17 protein-coding genes and 2 pseudogenes are annotated in these 18,296 nt (G+C 51.7%); 10 read left to right on the top strand and 9 right to left on the bottom strand.

The genetic code is table 11. From position 1 onward, the window contains the following. Nucleotides 1-14 precede the first annotated feature (14 nt). Nucleotides 15-1,292: pseudogene (locus QN359_RS17675) on the bottom strand (RNA-guided endonuclease InsQ/TnpB family protein). A gap of 24 nt (nucleotides 1,293-1,316) precedes the next feature. Between QN359_RS17675 and tnpA the strand changes: the two are divergent. Both tnpA and QN359_RS17665 read left to right on the top strand, forming a co-directional pair. Then, nucleotides 1,317-1,733 (top strand): IS200/IS605 family transposase, encoded by a 417-nt coding sequence (gene tnpA, locus QN359_RS17670; protein WP_322251039.1) that lies wholly within the window; start codon nucleotides 1,317-1,319, stop codon nucleotides 1,731-1,733. 245 nt (nucleotides 1,734-1,978) lie between these two features. Further along, on the top strand, nucleotides 1,979-2,203 hold the full coding sequence (locus QN359_RS17665; RefSeq protein ID WP_322250025.1) for a hypothetical protein: 225 nt from the start codon (nucleotides 1,979-1,981) through the stop codon (nucleotides 2,201-2,203). A gap of 33 nt (nucleotides 2,204-2,236) precedes the next feature. Here the strand turns inward: QN359_RS17665 and QN359_RS17660 are convergent, their stop codons facing one another. Continuing rightward, complete coding sequence (locus QN359_RS17660) at nucleotides 2,237-3,664, bottom strand: alanine/glycine:cation symporter family protein (RefSeq protein WP_322250026.1); 1,428 nt, start codon at nucleotides 3,662-3,664, stop codon at nucleotides 2,237-2,239. Between the two features lie 474 nt (nucleotides 3,665-4,138). On the opposite strand from QN359_RS17660, the gene QN359_RS17655 reads away from it, so the two are divergent. Continuing rightward, a complete protein-coding gene (locus QN359_RS17655; protein ID WP_322250027.1) occupies nucleotides 4,139-4,918 on the top strand; it encodes a response regulator transcription factor in 780 nt (259 codons plus the stop codon). On the opposite strand, the gene QN359_RS17650 is transcribed toward QN359_RS17655, so the two are convergent. Further along, complete coding sequence (locus tag QN359_RS17650; RefSeq protein ID WP_322250028.1) at nucleotides 4,915-5,568, bottom strand: DUF3106 domain-containing protein; 654 nt, start codon at nucleotides 5,566-5,568, stop codon at nucleotides 4,915-4,917. The two genes, QN359_RS17655 and QN359_RS17650, sit on opposite strands and share 4 nt — an antisense overlap. Before the next feature lie 151 nt (nucleotides 5,569-5,719). Further along, on the bottom strand, nucleotides 5,720-7,057 hold the full coding sequence (locus QN359_RS17645; protein WP_322250029.1) for a chloride channel protein: 1,338 nt from the start codon (nucleotides 7,055-7,057) through the stop codon (nucleotides 5,720-5,722). 26 nt (nucleotides 7,058-7,083) lie between these two features. Between QN359_RS17645 and QN359_RS17640 the strand changes: the two genes are divergently transcribed. The 4 genes from QN359_RS17640 (at nucleotide 7,084) to QN359_RS17625 (ending at nucleotide 11,464) form a co-directional block, all read left to right on the top strand. Next, nucleotides 7,084-7,665: a MarR family winged helix-turn-helix transcriptional regulator gene (locus tag QN359_RS17640; RefSeq protein WP_323493602.1), complete on the top strand. Its 582-nt coding sequence runs from the start codon at nucleotides 7,084-7,086 to the stop codon at nucleotides 7,663-7,665. A 404-nt stretch (nucleotides 7,666-8,069) separates the two neighbouring features. Continuing rightward, nucleotides 8,070-8,750: a PadR family transcriptional regulator gene (locus QN359_RS17635; protein ID WP_322250031.1), complete on the top strand. Its 681-nt coding sequence runs from the start codon at nucleotides 8,070-8,072 to the stop codon at nucleotides 8,748-8,750. Nucleotides 8,751-8,761: 11 nt separating this feature from the next. After that, on the top strand, nucleotides 8,762-9,508 hold the full coding sequence (locus QN359_RS17630; RefSeq protein WP_322250032.1) for a siderophore-interacting protein: 747 nt from the start codon (nucleotides 8,762-8,764) through the stop codon (nucleotides 9,506-9,508). Between the two features lie 108 nt (nucleotides 9,509-9,616). Beyond that, complete coding sequence (locus QN359_RS17625) at nucleotides 9,617-11,464, top strand: tannase/feruloyl esterase family alpha/beta hydrolase (protein WP_322250033.1); 1,848 nt, start codon at nucleotides 9,617-9,619, stop codon at nucleotides 11,462-11,464. A 215-nt stretch (nucleotides 11,465-11,679) separates the two neighbouring features. On the opposite strand, the gene QN359_RS17620 is transcribed toward QN359_RS17625, so the two are convergent. The 3 genes from QN359_RS17620 to QN359_RS17610 form a co-directional block, all read right to left on the bottom strand. Further along, nucleotides 11,680-11,973 carry a helix-turn-helix domain-containing protein gene (locus tag QN359_RS17620; protein ID WP_323493601.1) on the bottom strand — a complete coding sequence of 98 codons (294 nt, stop codon included), beginning with the start codon at nucleotides 11,971-11,973 and terminating at the stop codon, nucleotides 11,680-11,682. Nucleotides 11,974-12,126: 153 nt separating this feature from the next. Further along, on the bottom strand, nucleotides 12,127-13,071 hold the full coding sequence (locus tag QN359_RS17615; RefSeq protein WP_322250036.1) for a nucleotidyl transferase AbiEii/AbiGii toxin family protein: 945 nt from the start codon (nucleotides 13,069-13,071) through the stop codon (nucleotides 12,127-12,129). Continuing rightward, on the bottom strand, nucleotides 13,064-13,684 hold the full coding sequence (locus QN359_RS17610; protein ID WP_322250037.1) for a DUF6088 family protein: 621 nt from the start codon (nucleotides 13,682-13,684) through the stop codon (nucleotides 13,064-13,066). Before QN359_RS17610 ends, QN359_RS17615 begins: the two co-directional genes overlap by 8 nt. A gap of 647 nt (nucleotides 13,685-14,331) precedes the next feature. On the opposite strand from QN359_RS17610, the gene QN359_RS17605 reads away from it, so the two are divergent. Both QN359_RS17605 and QN359_RS17600 read left to right on the top strand, forming a co-directional pair. Continuing rightward, entirely contained in the window at nucleotides 14,332-14,670 is a 339-nt protein-coding gene (locus QN359_RS17605; protein WP_322250038.1) for a hypothetical protein, read from the top strand. Next, complete coding sequence (locus tag QN359_RS17600; protein WP_322250039.1) at nucleotides 14,654-15,901, top strand: HipA domain-containing protein; 1,248 nt, start codon at nucleotides 14,654-14,656, stop codon at nucleotides 15,899-15,901. The genes QN359_RS17605 and QN359_RS17600 overlap by 17 nt, the downstream gene beginning before the upstream one ends. 60 nt (nucleotides 15,902-15,961) lie before the next feature. Here the strand turns inward: QN359_RS17600 and QN359_RS17595 are convergent, their stop codons facing one another. Beyond that, entirely contained in the window at nucleotides 15,962-16,351 is a 390-nt protein-coding gene (locus tag QN359_RS17595; protein ID WP_416200212.1) for an IS66 family transposase zinc-finger binding domain-containing protein, read from the bottom strand. Between the two features lie 470 nt (nucleotides 16,352-16,821). Between QN359_RS17595 and QN359_RS17590 the strand changes: the two genes are divergently transcribed. After that, nucleotides 16,822-18,045 (top strand): MFS transporter, encoded by a 1,224-nt coding sequence (locus QN359_RS17590; RefSeq protein WP_322250040.1) that lies wholly within the window; start codon nucleotides 16,822-16,824, stop codon nucleotides 18,043-18,045. 8 nt (nucleotides 18,046-18,053) lie between these two features. Here the strand turns inward: QN359_RS17590 and QN359_RS17585 are convergent. Next, nucleotides 18,054-18,296: pseudogene (locus tag QN359_RS17585) on the bottom strand (transposase); the annotation flags it as partial.

The following is an 18,296-nucleotide window of genomic DNA, read 5'->3' as shown; positions in this document are numbered from 1 at the left end:
TTGCCGCCCATGATTTACGAAAAAGAAATGGCAGAAAAAAAACCTATTGATGTGTCCGAAATAACTTGACCACTACAGCGCGATGATTTGCGAGTCGCTTCGGTGGGTTCCTGCTTCTTCGAGCGGCCTGACTGCACCATCTCTCCACAGGCTAACAAGCGGTATCCCCGCTCTAACACATTGATCGCGCCAACGACATCGGCGTGATTTTCGTAACCGCAATCGACGCACAAGAATTTCGCTTGTGTTTGCCGATTGTCTTTCGAGACATGGCCGCAGCACGGGCATGTCTGACTGGTATGGTGCGGCGGCACGGCTAGCAGAATGCCGCCGTTCCACGCGACCTTGTAGTCGAGCTGCCGCCTGAATTCGCCCCAGCCCTGGTCGAGGATGGCGCGGTTCAGGCCGGACTTCTGTTTCACCATCTTGCCGTGCTGTTCGCTGTTTCCCTTCGATGACTTGGACATGTTCCGTACCTGCAAATCCTCAATGCAGACGAGCGCGTGGTTTTGGCTGATCGTCGTTGTGGTTTTGTGCAGGAAGTCTTTCCGGGCATGAGCGATGCCGGCGTGAATCTTTTGAACTTTAGCTTTCGCCTTTTTCCAGTTGTTGCTGAATTTGAGCTTGCGGCTCATGCGGCGCTGGTAACGAGCCACGCGCTGCTGATGCTTCTTGAAACTATTGAGCGGCGCGATATAGTTTTCGTCGCTCATGGTGGCGAACCTGGCAATGCCAACATCAATGCCAATGGCGTTTGTGGCTGTCGGCAAAGGTTGAAGAATTTCCCGCTCGGTTTGAATCGACACGAACCACTTGCCGCCCGACTGGCTCACGGTGGCGTTGCGCACCTCGCCCAGCACGTCCCGGCTGTTTCGATAGCGCAACCAACCGAGTTTCGGCAAGAGAATGCGGCTATTGTCCTGATCGAGCTTGATCTGTTTCGGCTCAGGATAGCGGAAGCTGTCGCCGCTGCCTTTTCGCTTGAAGCGCGGAAAGTCGGCGCGTTTGGCGAAGAAATTCTTGTACGCTTTCTCCAAGTCCTTCAAGGCATGTTGCAGTGCCTGGGATGGTGTTTCTTTGAGCCATTCCGTTCCAGCTTCCCGCTTCCAAATCGGTAGATTAGCCGCCATTGGCACATAGCCAATGAACTTGTTTCCTGCTTCGTGATTTTCTTTTTACATCGCCAGCGCCTTGTTATAGACGAACCGACACGATCCGGCGAAACGGCGCATGTCGCGCTGTTGTTCGCCGTTTGGCATCAATTCGAATTTAAAGGCTTGAAGTCGTTGCATGATTCAATCATACTCTGGTCTATGATCGATGAAAACAACGATATTAGAACTGGCAGGCATTGCATGTTCATGATGCATGTCCATCTGGTCTTCGTGACAAAATACCGTCGCGGAGTGTTTACAAAAGAGATTCTTGACGACCTGCGCCCGATATTCGCCAGTGTCTGCGTTGACTTCGAAGCGGAACTGGTAGAGTTCGACGGCGAGGATGACCACGTACACTTGCTGGTGAACTATCCGCCCAAAGTGGCCGTGTCGAAACTGGTGAACAGTCTCAAGGGAATATCGAGCCTACTTATCAGGAAGAAGAATGATCCCAGCATCAAGAAGAGACTATGGGGCGGCGCTTTGTGGTCGCCCAGCTACTTTGCCGGAAGCTGCGGCGGTGCTCCGATCGCAGTTATTCGCAAGTACATTGAGCAGCAGCGGACGCCGCATTAAAGTCAAGGGCAGGTGTAAGGACGGCTTCGCCGTCCGCGCTTACATCCCCGCCCTGAACGACGGGGTTTTACGCGCAAATCCGATAAATAATGACTCAAAAAAACACTCTAATTGAAAATCGGTGCGGATTACAATAAAAATTTGTGTGGGAATTTTCTGAAGTTCGTACTTAAACAAATTGTGGATTAAAAAAAATAAAACAACATTGCTATGGAAGCGCATATATTTTTATTATAAAATTATCAATGGGTCAATATAAAAAATTACAGCTGGCGCTGGCGCTCGCCGCACCGGTGGCACTGCTGCTTTTGGATGAGCCCTTGAACGGGCTCGATCGACCTGCCATCGAGCATTTCACGCATACACTCAATGCCAAACAAAGCTGCCATGATCAAATTATTGTCATGAGCAGTCACTTCATCGGCGAGCTCCACGTAAGCCGGACGATGGAGATCGCGCCGCTGTATTAAAGCGACGCGGAGACCATTGACGCGATTCTTTACTTATTTTTTGAGCCAAAAATCGGCATTTTTTATACCCAACTTTTCCGGTTCAAATACCGGATCCAGCCCTTGAGCTTGTTGTGCTTCATAATCACGCAGAGCAAGAAAAGCCGGTTTTTGCAATAAAATGATAGCGGTGATATTTAACCATGCCATCAGCCCCACACCCAGATCGCCTAAGCCCCAAGCCAAGTCGGCGGTACGTACCGTGCCATAAACGGTAGAGGTAATGAGTGCGATTTTCAAAGCCGCACTGAGCCAGGGAAGCTTGAATCGACGAGTCATATACACAATATTTGTTTCGGCAACATAGTAATAGGCAACGATCGTGGTCAGTGCGAACAGGAACAGTGCCACAGCGACGAAGACAGAGCCGAAACCGGGTAAGACATTTTCCATCGCGACTTGCACATAGCCAGGCCCGGCCGCCACACCTTGCACACCAGCATAGAGGGCGGTACCGGCTTCATTTTCGACATTGTATTGTCCGGTAATAAGCAACATGAAGGCAGTTGCCGAGCAAACAAACAAGGTGTCGACGTAGACTGAAAAAGCTTGCACCAAGCCCTGCTTGCTCGGATGCGAGACGGCTGCGGCACTCGAGGCATGCGGGGCGGAACCTTGTCCGGCTTCGTTGGAGTAGACGCCGCGTTTAACCCCCCACTGTATTGCCAAACCAAGTATGGCACCGAATCCGGCGTGGTAGCCGAAGGCGCTCTGCACGATCAAAGTGAGCACACCAGGCAATTTCTCGATGTGCAATACGACGACAACAAAGGCCACCATGATGTAGCCAAGTGCCATGAAGGGCACGATGGTACTGGCGAAGATGGCGATGCGTTTAACCCCACCCAGAATAACAAAGCCCAAGATCACTGCCAACACCGCTGCCGTGACCGTCGGTGCGATGCCTAAGGCCGTGTCCATCGCCGAGGCAATGGTATTGGACTGCACGCTGGGTAAAAGAAAGCCATTCGAAAAAATACTGACGATGGCAAAGACCCAAGCAAACCATTTGATGCCCAAACCTTTTTCAATATAAAACGCCGGACCACCGCGAAATTCGCCGTCAATTTTTTCTTTATAAATTTGCCCTAAGGTGGTTTCCACAAAAGCTGAACTGGCACCGAGAAAAGCGACCACCCACATCCAAAATATCGCGCCCGGCCCACCGAAAGTAATGGCGGTAGCAACACCGGCGATATTCCCGGTACCGACGCGGCCGGCCAAGGTCATGGCCAATGCTTGAAAAGACGATACGCCGGTCTCTTCTTTTTTATTGTTGAAGATGAGTTTGATCATTTCGCCGATGTGGCGCAGTTGTAAAAACCGGGTTTTGAATGAGAAATACAGTCCCACAGCCAAGCATAAAAAAATCAAGGCGGGGCTCCAAATAATGCTGTTTAATGTTGCAACCAATTTATCCATTGTCACTCTCCCTATGCGCCACGATTGAACCAACATCCGCCAGCGCTTGCCGAAGCGGCTTACCAGCAAGATGAAGTAGATCCGGTACTGCTGTTTTACTGCTGCTATTGCTTTTGTTGTTGATGAATATTCACCTCCCCGCAAGCGCACTTCAGTCAATCTGAACTCTTGGCATGAAATTGAATCTAGTAACAAGCCAGCAGAGTGAAGTGTTGTGCAATACGCCGAACCCGGCCAATACGCTTTGTGATTCGCTACATATGCGTTGCCGCACTATGAATGAAGGCGGATAGAAATTTATTTTCGCGACGCTGAATGTGTCGTCAATTAAAATCAAGCATAACTTTTTTGAGAATTTTCGACATCCGTATTTTTTACGGATATGAGAAATTTATTTTTCTTTGCGCTAAAGAAAAATAGTGCAATGTTCAAGCATTGATAACGATAAAACCGCGCTTATACGAACGATATAAAATGAGCTCTTTGAATAAGCCAGTCCATATTTCATCAGAACTCGCCAGCGGCGTTTTCCAAATCTGCAGACCATTTTTCAAACAGTACGGGCTTAACGGCTTTTCTTATTCGCGTATTTATTCTGACGGTGCGCGCACGGAATTATGGTCGAATGCGCTGGCGTTTGAACATGCTTTTTATAAAGAGACATATTTAGTCGGTGCCGATACACCCAGTTATGTTTCTGCCACTGAGCGTTTTGCCATTGTTGAAATTACAGTCAATGAGTACCCGAAATTCTGGCGCGCACAGTGCAAGCAGCAGCTAGGTGATTTACGTGAACTATTCAATCACGATCATGCGTTCATGCTCATTAACAAAGAGCATGAATATCATGAATATATTATTTATTACGCCCCTGTTTTCGCTGTTTCCGCATTGAATTTTTGTATCAATAACTTAAATGCGCTGGAACATTTTGCAGATAGTTTTAAGCTCAAGGCGGTGGAGTTAATTCAGGCAGCCGATCGCCACAGACTTTCCCTGCCGTGTATGCATTTTTTTGAAGATGAAGGTGAACAGCTTGTGCGCAGTAAGCTGCCAGTGTGTTCCACTACGAGCATATTGACGCTGCGGGAACGGGAGGTGGCCAAGCTCTTATTGATTGGTAAGGTAGCGCGCGAGATCGCCTGCCTCTTGCATATTTCACCGCGAACGGTAGAGAGCCATATCAAACATATTAAAGTGAAGACCAACTGCAGCAATAAATCAGAGTTGATCAGTTTTCTATACCAGCTTTAATCGGCGCTTTCCTTGCTTTTTGACGGCAACACTTGCGCAGTCATCGAGCGATCGTTCTTGAGGCCAGATTTGAACGAAGGGACGCCGCGCGCTTCCAAGGCTTCCAGCTCTTGAGCCGAAGGTAAATTCGTGATTCTTTTTTTTGCCTTGTTCGCTTTGGCTAATTGTTGTTTTTTCTCATACGGTAATTGCTGATATTGTTCCCAAAGCAGCGCTTTTTCGTGTGCGTCGATCTGCACAGCCTGCGCATAATTTTCACGCGCGATATCACGCTGGACCGGGCTCAGATTGGCCCAAGCACGCATGCGATCTTGGGCGCGCTGTTGCTGCTCCGGTTTCATCGCGAAAAATTTCTGGGTCACATGCAGCCATTTTTGCTTTCGTTCTGCATGCAAAGTATTCCACGCCTTAGCCAGCGGCGACAGTGCATCGCGTTGCGCAGCATTGAGATCTTGCCAAGATGGATTTTTTTTGAAGCACGCCATTTGCGCGCTCGCTTCGAGTCCATGTTGCGTCCACACCGATACCAAGAGCGCTGATGTATCGGGAAATTTTTCTTCTTTGGGACGCAGCGCGTACCCGGCCACGACTAACAGCGTGACGGCAAGCGCAATGCCACCGATACGAACGCCGAGATTTTTCCGAATCATCATCAACTCACTTTGGTTTGAAACCCTATCTTTCAGGGCACTGCGCAGTTGGCCTACCTCGCCAGAAAAAAACCGCTGCAGATTGGTGCCATAAGGCAATATATTTGTACCAATCGATTATAGGGGAAAAACGCATTCACTGTGCATTCTATTAATGAGCTGGCTTAACTGGCAGGCTTGGCATGCTACGTTGAAGCTGCAGTTGTGCTAACGAAGGGTACAGCGGTCGGCTCAGTACTTTGGAAATCACGCTGGAAACCAGCGCGCAAGCCATCAAGCTTAATACCATCGCGTGGCCATCGACCATTTCCATCACAATGATGAACGATGTCAACGGTGCCTGAGTCACTGCGGCCAAGAAACCTGCCATACCGAGAGCCATGAGGGCCGGAGCGAGCGGAGAATGTAATAAATGCGCAACATCATTGCCAAGTGCTGCGCCTATCGCCAGCGAGGGCGCGAATATCCCTGCTGGCACACCAGACCAGGTGGTCAGCCAAGTGGCGATAAATTTTAAGATCATGTAAATACTGAAGGTGTTTTCCGCCCCTCCCAACACTTCACGAGTGTGAAAATAACCGCTGCCAAAGGTTGCGCCACCGCTGACCACGCCAATCACGGCGACGCCCAAGCCGCATACAGCAGCAAAGGCGACCGGACGGCTACGGCGCAGGCAACTGAGGCGGTCATTTCCCATGCCACTCAAAGAGGCGATCAACAGACGGGAAAATAAACCACCGGCTAAGCCGCTGAGCAAGGCCACTAACAAGCCCGGTAACAACAGCGTGAGGCCGGCCTCGGCGGTGTGAATCACGCCGAAGTAAGTGGCATTGCCCGTCAGTGAGACGGCTATCAAGCCGCCCAAGACGATACAAGCGACCAGCAAGCCGCTGCTGCGTTGTTCCGGCAGACGCGATAATTCTTCAATGGCAAACATCACGCCGGCTAAGGGGGTATTAAAGGCGGCGGCAATTCCTGCCGCCCCACCGGCGACCAACAAGCCGTGTTCGTTCACGCTGGCGCGCGCCGGTAGCCAGCGCCTAGCTGACAACATGATGCCGGCGGCGATTTGCACCGAAGGCCCTTCGCGGCCGAGTGAGAGTCCGGCCAGAAAACCGGAAGCCGTCAATACAATTTTTGCCAAACTGAGTTTGAGCGACACGAAGAGCCAGCGGTTCGAACTGTCAACCGTCGGATCTAAGGCGGCCATCACCTGTGGAATGCCTGAGCCGGCCGCACCGGTGGCAATGCGACGCGTCAGCCAAACGATGATGGCCGTGCAAAATGGCGTCCAGAGTAAGGCCAGCCACCAATGACCGGCCGTGATTTTAAAGAAGATCGACAAGGCCTGCTCCGACAACCAGGTAAATCCGACCACCACCAAACCAGCAAGCGCCGCCATGGCCACCACCACGATGCGTGTTTGCCAGATGTCCCAATCGGTCAGTTCCCTTTTTAAGGCTGCCGCGATGTGTTGGTCGAGCTTCATGCAGAGTGTCCTGTTCGTGGTATTTGGTGCTGTTGATAATTTCCAGCTATGCCAATATCCGTTATCATAGGCATATGCCTATCCATACCGAAAAAGCCGCTACGCGCGCACCACGTCAAGCAGCAAAGACTGCTGAGAATACCGAGAACACGCTGCCGGCGACGCGGGTGTTGCGCCAGTTCCGGGTAGTCGTTAATGCAGTCAAGGTCCATTTTCGTCAGGTAGAAAAAAGCACGGGCATTGGCGGTGCCCAGGTGTGGGCATTGAGCGTGATTCAAACGCAGCCTGAAATCAGCGTCAACCAACTGGCGCAGGCGATGGATATTCATCAGTCAACCGCCAGCAATATGGTCAAAACCTTGATTCAGCAAGAATTGATCGCGGCAAAAAAGCATGCAACCGATAGGCGCTCGGTGCGGCTGACGATCTTAGCCAAAGGAAGAAAAGTCCTGAAGACGGCACCGACACCGTTCAGCGGGGTCTTGCCAGACGCCTTGTCTGGCCTCGATACGCGCACCTTGCAGCGCTTGGAAAAAGATCTGGCAACATTGATCACTGCCTTGCACGCTGATGAGCGGGCCGCGAATACGCCCTTGGCTGACTTGTAATCGCAGTTGCCTGCTTCGCAGAGCTTATCAGCTGCTGCTGCTGCTTTTCATCATAGCACTTTAAATTTGTACAAATAGGTTTTGCCTGAATATATTTGTACAAATGTATTTGATGTAAGCCGAGCGGCAGCGTAAACCCAATTCTGCTGATCCGTCTGCTCTTCAAGCTGCCGTAACACTTGTGCCGCACCTGATCATTACCCACAAGTTAAGTCGCTTACGCATCCACCCAATCGCCCCACCGTCACTGGATTCCCGCCTACGCGCGCCGCAATGGCCAGCGCGCTTGTATGGAAACGCTAATTAAGTTCACGCTTCTCTTGACGCTGCGAATAAAATTGTATATCTTAAGATATATCGTTGGATGTAACTTAAGATACTTAATCAATATACCAGGACTCAATATGCACAATCACTCACACAGTAAGCATCAAGGCCACGGCCATGGCGAGCGCAATTTTCTCAGGCACTTCTCAGAGCACGCCACACTACATGCCATAGGCGGTCGCCATGGCGGTGGCGGCAGCGGACACCGACAGCGCGGCAGTTTCGACGGATTTGGCGAAGGCGATGGATTTCCGCCTGGTCGGAAATTCACCTCGCAAGATTTACAATTAATGATCTTGGCAATGTTGGCTGAAAAACCGGCGCATGGCTACGAGCTGATCAAAGAACTTGGCGCGCGCTCTAACGGCTTTTACTCGCCCAGCCCTGGCATGGTGTATCCAGCCCTGACCTATCTCGACGAACTCGGCTATATCACGGCCACACTTGAGAGCAACCGTAAGTGTTATTCCATAGCCGATGAGGGACTGCAATACCTCGCAGCAAATCAAGAACGCGTCGATATGATATTTGCCAAACTGAGCAGCATCGCCCACCGTATGGATTCGGTCCGCCGTGCTTATGCGGGCGAGCCCGACCAAGAGCTCGATGGGCGCGAGGAGCATGCTTTGCCTGAATTGCTGGAAGCCCGGCATGCGCTCAAGGCGGCATTGCGTCAATCGGCTGCGGCATCGCCAGATGAACAGGCACGCATCGCAAAACTGTTGCGTGAGACCGCGCGCGCCATCCTCACCAGATAATGGAATTCAAGATGCGGATGAAACCGACTGAACGCACACGCACACTGACCCCGGTTCAGGTGCTGCAGATACACGATATCACCCCATCGATGCGCCGACTGACTCTCGTGGGGGATGGCCTGCGCAATTTCGTCAGCGACAAACCGGCGCAGTGGGTAAAAGTATTTTTTCCGGCACCAGATCAGCGGCCGCCGGCAAGCCGTGCTTACACGATACGCCGGCTGAAGCCGGCTGATGGACAAGTGGAACTCGAGCTGGTTTTACATGGCGATAATGGCCCGGCCTCGTATTGGCTTAGCCGTGCGAAAATCGGCGATACCCTGCAACTCTCGGCTCCGCGCGCTGGTGCCGAAATACGTCAATCCATACAAAGATACATACTGCTTGGCGATATCACCGCGCTTCCTGCCATGTCAGCCATCGCTGCTGATTTACCGGCGCAGGTACAGGCAGAAATGTTCGTTGAGGTAGCCAACCAAGCCGATGAACAGCGCATCGATACGCTGGCCCGACTGAAAGTTCATTGGCTGTACGCAGGCAAGCGGATACCCGGCACGACCGGTCAACTTGAACAGTCGCTCAAGGATGCGCTGATTGACATAACAGATTGCCAGTTTTGGGTAGCCGGAGAATCTTCCATGGTCAAAACCGTCGTTACCCATCTGCTCAATGAGCGTTTGGTGCAAAAATCAGCTATCCAGTCTGCCGGCTATTGGAAACTGGGGGTCAAGGGACATCGCGAAGAATCTGGTAAATGAGCTCTTTTTTGTAACAGAACTTAGTTTCCGCGTGGAAATCTGACTTCACTACCGCAATGAAATATAAAATTCCGGCTGATCATTCTTTCATCCTACACAGGACTATTTATGGTGTTCTTATCCAAAACAATTTGCCGCTTATTGACCAGCCTGTTTGCCAGTTTATTGTCAATATTACTCACCACAGCGATATTGAGCTCGCCAGCCTATGCTGCCACCGTACAAAAAAATGTTCTGCCGGCGCAGCTTGGCGTGGTCAAACCAGTCATCTCCTGCGCGGCCCTGGCCGATGCCGATCTGGCCGGTGTTACCGGTGCCGCGGTCAGCCTCAAGGCTAGCCTGATCACTACCGCGAAGGGTGAGTTTTGTCAGGTAAAAGGCAATATCGCACCCAGCATAGGTTTTGAAGTCGATCTTCCCCTTACAAAGTGGACGCAACGCTATTTACAAGCCGGCTGCGGCGGCTTGTGCGGTGATATCAATGCCTCCATCGGGAATGCCGCAAGCTGCCTGCCGGCGCTCGATGGCCAGTTTGTCGTGGCAGCCAGCGACCTTGGCCATCAAGGTTCGATGATGTCCCCGAGCGCCGGTGACTTCGGCAAGGAGCCACAAAAGCTGATCGACTTCGCCTATCGTGCCAACCATTTGACTGCGCTGGCGGCCAAAGAATTGATACGCATTTTTTATGGGCAAACCGCTCGCTATGCCTATTTTTCCGGCTGTTCAGATGGCGGCCGCGAAGCCTTGATGGAAGCGCAGCGCTACCCCGATGATTTCGATGGTATCTCGGCCGGTGCCCCAGCGATGCTGTTCACTGTACAAAACAGTTTCTGGCACGCGTGGACGACGGCCGCCAACCTCGATGAGCAAGGCAAGACCATTCTCTATGCGGATAAACTGCCGCTGCTGCACGCTGCCGTCATTGCACATTGCGATATGCTGGATGGGAACCGAGACGGCTTGCTGTCTGACCCGCGCGCCTGCAAAATCCAGCCATCCTGGATCGTTTGCCAAGCCGGCAGCACAGATAGCAGCAACTGCCTGACCCAAGCCGAATGGTCGGTCGCCGAACGGCTGTATGCCGGGCCAAGCGATGCCGAGGGCAAGCATTTTTTACCGGGTGGATCACAACCGGGCTCGGAATTGCAATGGGATTTTATCCAGCCACGGCCAAACCCAAAAACACCGCAAGCAGACAGCGGCTTTTCCGGGAAAATGCTGGAAAACATGAGCCATCTGATTTATACGACACCGACTGCAGATGAAAGCCATGCGAACCAGTTCCCTTTCACGATGACCCAGTTAGCGCGTGTCAGCCGCTTGCACGGGCTGTTAGACGCCAGCAATCCGGATCTGTCGGCTTATTCTAGCCGTGGCGGCAAGCTGTTGATGTGGCACGGCTGGTCAGATAATTCTATCGCCCCGATGGTATCGATTGCTTATTATCAGGCGGTACAAAATCAACTGAGCAAAGACACAACCGACCGTTTCGTCAAACTGTTCATGCTGCCCGGTGTAGGCCATTGCGGTGGCGGCGATGGTTTCGCGCAGCTCGATACCCTGACACCATTGATGAATTGGGTAGAGTCAGGGCATGCACCAACGGTCATCAAGGCCGGCAAAATAGCTGACCGACGGATGGGTCCACCTCCGGGTGAGAACATGCAACCCGGACCAGCTAACGGCGCGGATGGCCGTGGCATGCAGATGAAGCGTGCGCCGGCACCTTACGCCGCGGGGCCGGAACCGACCTTGGCCACTCGACCGATCTATGCGTTTCCATTCATTGCTACGTATAAGGGCGCAGGTGAGCCGAATCAGGCGGAAAACTATCGAGTCAAAGCGGGCACGGCCATTCCATCTAGCGACAAGTGGCCGCAACAATTGTTGATGCAACCGGGATTCCAAAGAAAGTATCTTGAAAAAAATGCTACCTTGATTGAGGTAGCTGAGTAAGACTTGCTGTGCCAATGCGATCAGCTTGAATTTTCAGGAACGGAAGGAGGTGCGGGCTTGGTCTGCGCGATGTAATGCGAGACGCGTGCCCGGATTCATCTCTTCCTGTAAACGCTTTTTCTTGTTGTACACGACCGAGCGCGTGACTGAAACGAGACAGCATTGTTTGGCGATTGAAAGGGCAGAGAGCGACTCTACCCACTGCAATCGTTCCGTTACAGGCTGATCCCTGACTTTTTCTTAAACCAATCGAGTTCCATATTCTGTTGCCAAATTTTGGCATAGAGACGGTCTGGGTCATTCTGTGTGCTGACCGGTTTCGGACCGCGTTTAGCTTCAAACAGACTGTCTGAATTTTCCAATAATTCTTTCTTCCACTGGCTGACCTGCGTCGGATGCACGCCGAACTCTTGGGCGATCTGATTGATCGTCTTTTCGCCTTTGATCGCCTCAACTGCCACCTTGGCTTTTTGTGCGCCGCTAAATATTTTTCTCTTATTTTCACTCATGGTCTGCTTCGTCTCTTTTCGACAGACACTGGTTTACACTGTTGTCCGGATATGTGGATCCGCTATAAAACCCAACTGCCCGAAACGCTCGACGAAAGTCTCGCCATTTAGTGCTCATACGATCTGGCTCATCAACGGTACTTATCCAGGCAATTACATCTTGCCGATGAATTGCCCAATGCGCGAAAGAATTTCCTCTAATTCTGGCTGGCCGTTGTAATACAGCGCCGCTGTCTTTTGATACTCTTTTTTAAATCTCGCTCGCTCTTCATGATCATCTAAAAGAAAGGCGGAATTTTTGGCTGCGACCAACTCATCCCCTTTCGGAAAACGCTGAATCTTTCGGACTTCGTAGGCTGATGTGCCGATAAATTCTTGAATTTCGGGCAGCGCTAGCAAGCAATAGATATCATAGTAGTGGCGCATGAAATTCGCAGGAAATGCCTTTCCCGATTTATGCAATCGGTATTTGGTCGATACCGCCTGTAATTTTTCGACGAAAGTATAGGTTGGTAGGTAACAGGGTACATCAATTGCACGATTATCTTGAATCTTTACCCCTGCGGTCACTGCTGCATCGTACGCCCAAGACGAGATAGTGACGGGGCGGTTAGGGGTCGTATCGTCAAATCCCAACTCCAACAAAATGCCGTCTTTAATACCGCTCTGCTGACTGACTCGATTGGGGTAATTCAAGCGTATTCCAGCACTGCGCATTTTCTCATCGTCAAAGGCAGTATCGCGCTGAACGCTTTCGATTCCAGAAATACGAATGTGTTGCGAGAGCCAATCATAATAAACACGTCGAGATTCAACATGCGCAGGTTTGTCATGATTACGTCCCGCCTTAACTGGCAACTCACTTGGCGGCTCTATGCGAATATCAATATCTTCCGAAAAGCGATGGATAATGCCAAAGCCTTTCGATAACGACGTACCGCCTTTCAACTCGAACTGGAATTGTGACTGCTGTAAACCCCACAGGCAATGCATAATCCAATAATCCTTTTCAACGAGTACTGGCGCTATCCCGCGCTGCTGTCCGACAATCGCAAGAAGCTCGTTAAAATCACTACGAGTATGCAAAAGCTCAAGCATGAAACCAAGCCTTAAAACGTTTCTTCGTCGCGACCGAAGCGAAGGCGGAAACAGCACGCTTCAACTTAGCCTGATCGAATAAAGCTAGTTTTCGCTCAACCATTTGAAGCACTTGGTTCTTATCTTCTGCTAATTCATCTAAATTATTAATCACATCAACCAACAAAAATTCAGAGGTGATTTTTTTCGGAAACCGTGGTTTAACTCGGAAATCAAACTGACGATTTCCAAACGAAAACACGCCGTGCCGTTTGTGATTGTATACAATGGTTTTGTTATAAAGCTGCGTGGTTCCTACGCCCAAAGCGTTATAACTTGATGGGGAGAACACTAAAAAATGCTTGTCACGCAAAAAAGCAGTGAGCAATTCATGATCATCTGGTGGAAGTACACCAAACACCGATTTTTTAGGCACGTAGTAAAGCCCTTGCGCCAAGCGCTTCAAAGCACCATCAGCAACTAATTCGCTCAGATGCCGATCAACCGCATTGGAGACCTGTGCCAAGTCCTCACGACGATACACCTTACCAGCGAGCAAAGTCCTCGCCACTTGCTTCAAGGCACTTTGTTTTGACCGTAATGGGCGTTCTAAAGTCGTATTTGCTCGCTCCACTGAATGAATCCTTATTAACGTTTCATGCAAATTATAGTCGCTATCAGTTTATTTTTCTGGAATATGCAAAGTTTCTTTAGCCTTTGCTCTAAGCAGGATTTTTGCTATCGCGATCGAAAGAGAAAAAAATTAAAGAATTGCAATGAGAAGTAGACCGTAAAAATAAGGCGCTGGCAGAAGCAGCAGCGTTATTGGTGCTGCAAAAAAAGCTGCGCGCCCTGTGGGACGAGGGCGAGGACGAATGACTGCGTTGAGCGATCGGTAGGAATTGATTGCGCCGATTCGGGTCGCGTGCGACCGAGGGGCGCGCTTGTTTAAAGCTTGCGAGGTCGCAGAAGTTTCGCTCAATAACTGGTATCGCTGGCACAAGAATGGGGCTGTGGTTGATGCTGCACGTCCTCTGGCGGAGCGTCATGTGTCTGCCAATAAACTTAGGGAAGCGCAGATTTAATCCAAGCGGTTTGTCCGCTGCCTATGAAGGACCGAGCTTTCCGCTTGGATCTGGTAAAAGTCAGGCGAATGGATAGGCTCAGTCTTGCCATGTTTTGCAAAAAAGTTGACCGCGTCATGATTGGCCTCTACATTGAAAAGCCCTCATAGAAATCATATTATGTTCTACAATACACTTTTTATGAGGGGATTGGCGCATGCCTAAAAAGCTCTTGAACACGGATACCTTGCCAACTTTGGTAAGGGAGCGCCTGAGCACTTGGGGGCGCTGTATCCACACACAACGCTTACGCCAACGCATTACGGCCGCCGACTTGTGTGCGCGCATGAGTATTTCTGAGGCTACTTTGCGCCGCATGGAGCGAGGCGACCCCGGCACAGCCGCTGGCGCGTACCTCGCTGCACTGCTGATTCTGGGCGTATTTGAGGATGGCATACCTGCGTTGGCACCCGCACTGTGGTCCGACTCTCCCCACCGTCGAGTCAAGCTCAGCCAACAAGAACGAGGAGGCGAAGCAGATGCGGAATACTTCTAAGCCCCTGTTTATTTATTTACAGCGTCCGGACAATGGGGAGTGGGTCACGGTCGGTCGCTACCTTGCCGGCCCCGTCGCAGGCACGGGTAGGTTCAAGTACGCCCCCAGTTATGTCGATGCCGGCCTCACCTGGGCGATAGACCCGGTCAACTTGCCTTTCCGGCCGGAGGACGAGCGGCCAGCGTCACGCTACAATGGTTTGCACGATGTGCTGCGCGACGCGTGCCCGGATTCATGGGGTCAGGCGCTGCTTAGGCGCGAGCACAATCTGCCCGAAGGCACGCTGCTGGCACGCTATCTGATTCTTTCTAACAACGCTGACCGCTGGGGCGCACTTGCTGTAGGTACCAGACCCACCCCCTCGGTAGCACAGCTGTCTCACCCTAAGCTGTTCCAATTACCGTTACTGGTACAAGAACTGGCTGCCATGAGCGCGCAACGCCCGGCGGTCGACGTCCGACTTCGCCGACGCTTAGTACAGACTGCCAGTGTAGGGGGCGCGCGCCCCAAGGCGAGCTTGCGGGACGATGAAGGTCAATATTGGCTGGTTAAGCCCAGCATCGCCAGCGATATTGCTGACATCCCTTGCCTCGAGCACGTAGGCCAGCAATGGGGGGCGGCGAGCGGTTTGGATTTCGCCGCGACTGTTTTGCATCCGGCCACCGAGGGGACTAGTGCAGTGCGCGTGCTGCGCTATGACCGAATTGGCGAGCGGCGCTTGATGTGTGTTAGCGCCGCCTCACTGTTGCAGGCGGAGTATCCGGACAAGCTGACGCAAACCGACCTTTGGAGCTATCCGCGCTTGGCGGAGGAGCTGCGCATTATAGGCACTCCGGTTGAGGACTGGCGCGAGCTGTTCGGCCGCATGGTCTTTAATGCCGTGTGCGGAAATGATGATGAGCATGTCCGAAATCATGCGGTCGTGTATCAGCACGAGCAACGACGCTGGCGTCTGGCACCTGCTTTTGATGTCGTGCCCAATCCGCTTGAGACACCGCGAACGTTGACACTGCAGTTATCAACCGGGCGTTTCGATATTTCTCGCTCAGCGGTACTGGCCAACGCCCATCGTTTTGGTTTCGACAGTAGTGACGAGGCTAGTCGCTATCTTGCTAGCTTACTGACGCGCATCGCCAAGGGTTTCGACCTGGTTGCTCACTGGCTGGCACCCGAATGGCAGGAAATGCTACGTGCGCGTATGCGGGAGAACATTGCGCTCCTGGAGACCTAAGGTCGCTGTACAAGCTGCGGTGCAAGGAAAGAAGCAAAGATTGCAAGAAAGCCAATGAATTCAAGGCTCAGCTCGCACGAAGTGTGCAGTCGTTGCAGTTCGATGCCGCATACACGTCATGTGACCGTGTGCGTGGTGTTTCGAAGTGTCCGTAAACATTAGACCATTACACTCAAAGCGTGCCAGCGGCAAGCCGTCGACATATTTGGTCGTCAAGAGCATGGCGAGGAAGTCGGCACTGGCATTACTTTTTGGAAGCGGTTGTGGTGGCAAGGCTGCGGTCACCGGCGCGTGCGTACTGCCAGGGCAGCCGTAGCGTTTGCGAATATGACGCAGCACACGCACCTGCATCGGCACGATGTCGAGTTGCTCGCTGATGTCTGCGCCGATTTCCACCATCGGTGTACCGCATGGGCACGTACGTTCGTGTGCCGGTATGTCATGCAGCATGTCGAGTCGTTTCAGTGCGGGCGACAAGGGACTACGTTTGCCGCGTCCCGGTATTTTTCCTGGCTTGTTGTCGCTACTTTCCTCTGTGGGCGCGTCGGTTGGCAAATCGGCGAGATCTTGTGCTGGTGTCGTAAACAGAAGTAAAATTCAAGGTGTGATGCGGCTGATTTCGCCATAAATCGAAGCACGAACGCCACGCGCGCATTATTCCGGACGGTCACCGGGTTGACCTCAGCGATGTCCGCTTGCCGTTCTATATAGGCGAACACCTGGAACAATTGCGCTACGTCGCGACAGAGGTACGTGAGCACAGGCCGTCGAATGTATCTGATTCCGAATATGCCGACCTGCAAGCCGCGCTGCAACGCACCTGCGAGGACGGACTTACCGGCGCAGACACCCGTCCTCCCTTCACACAGCAACTGCAAGCGCTGACTTGTCACTGAGCATATTATTTGCAGGTTTATCTTATGAATACAAACAGCGTTCGACCACCTCCAGTCATTCTGATGGTTTTGCTTCTTTTTTCCACCCAGGCATGCACCGATATTTTTTTGTCTGGCTTGCCTCTGATCTCCCGCGAATTTGGCGTATCAATGGGCGTGAGTAATCTGACTATCTCGGTCTATAACTACAGCCAAGCCTTCTTCGTGCTGTTTATCGGGATCGTCAGCGAGTTGTGGGGGCGCCGTTCTGTGGTGCTTTCTTGTTTGCTCGTGCATATTGCGGCTTCGGTTTGGATTGCGCTGTGTACTACGATGCCTGCCATGATCGTGATGCGAGCCGCGCAGGCCTTGGGTAGCGCGGCCATCTATATCGTTTTAAGGCTAGTCATCAAGGACACCATGGACAAGAAGGCGCAAATTCACGCTACTGGCTTATTAGTGCTCGGATTGGTACTTTCGCCGATTCTTGCGCCAGTGCTGGGTGCATGGATCGTTAAGGTCTCCAATTGGCGAAATTGCTTCTGGGCCATCGCTCTGTTTGAAGTTCCCTTGTTCGCGTGGGCTTGGGTGGCGGTACGGGAAAGTAACCACAGGCAAAAAGAGTTCCGCGCAGAATTCAGCATGAAGACGCACGTGCTGAATTATTGCAGTGTGCTTAAGAACAGCTACTTCCTGAGTCTGGCGTTAATTGTTGGCTCAGCGTTTGCTGCTTTCTATGCGTTCATTAGCATTTCCAGTTTTATGTACATTAATCAATATGGGATCAAGGAGACTGATTATGCCTATCTGTTCATCGGCATCGCCCTGGCTTATCTACTGGGCAATCGCGTGATGAGCAAGCTCAATGCAAACAACGTGGCACCGCAGCACATCGTTGGCATAGGGATTTACACGTCGCTGCTGGGCACAACCGTCATCTTGGCTCAGATATTTACCCGCGACACCTTACTCACCGTCGGTCTGATGACGGTGGGAACCTGCTTGCTGCGGTTGGCCACGGCGCTTATCAACCCGCCCGTGCAAGTGATGGTGACCAATCACTTCCGTGATCAGGGTGCCCATGCGCTCGGATTGCTCACATGTATACAATACTGCTTCGCCGGAATAGGCACTATGGTGGTATCGGATCTGTCATTTCTACCCAGCACAAATTTCACCATCAGTACAGTCGTCTTTATCACGCTGTCGTTGACGGGCTATCTGTTTGTTTCCAGGAAGGCGCTGACCAATCGTTCCGTTAGAGGCTGATCCCTGACTTTTTTAAGCCAATCGAGTTCCATATTCAGCTGCCCAATTTTGGCATAGAGACGGTCTGGGTCGTTCTGTGTGCTGGCCGGTTTCGGACCGGGTTTGCCTTCAAACAGACTGCCTGCATTTTCCAGTAATTCTTTCTTCCACTGGCTAACCTGCGTCGGATGCACGCCGAACTCTTGGGCGATCTGATTGATCGTCTTTTCGCCTTTGATTGCCTCAACTGCTACCTTGGCTTTTTGTGCGCC

The organism is Undibacterium sp. 5I2 (assembly GCF_035019605.1).
Classification (GTDB): Bacteria; Pseudomonadota; Gammaproteobacteria; order Burkholderiales; family Burkholderiaceae_D; genus Undibacterium.
The sequence above is the reverse complement of the archived record's forward strand: the minus strand, read 5'-3'. Positions and strand labels throughout refer to the sequence as shown.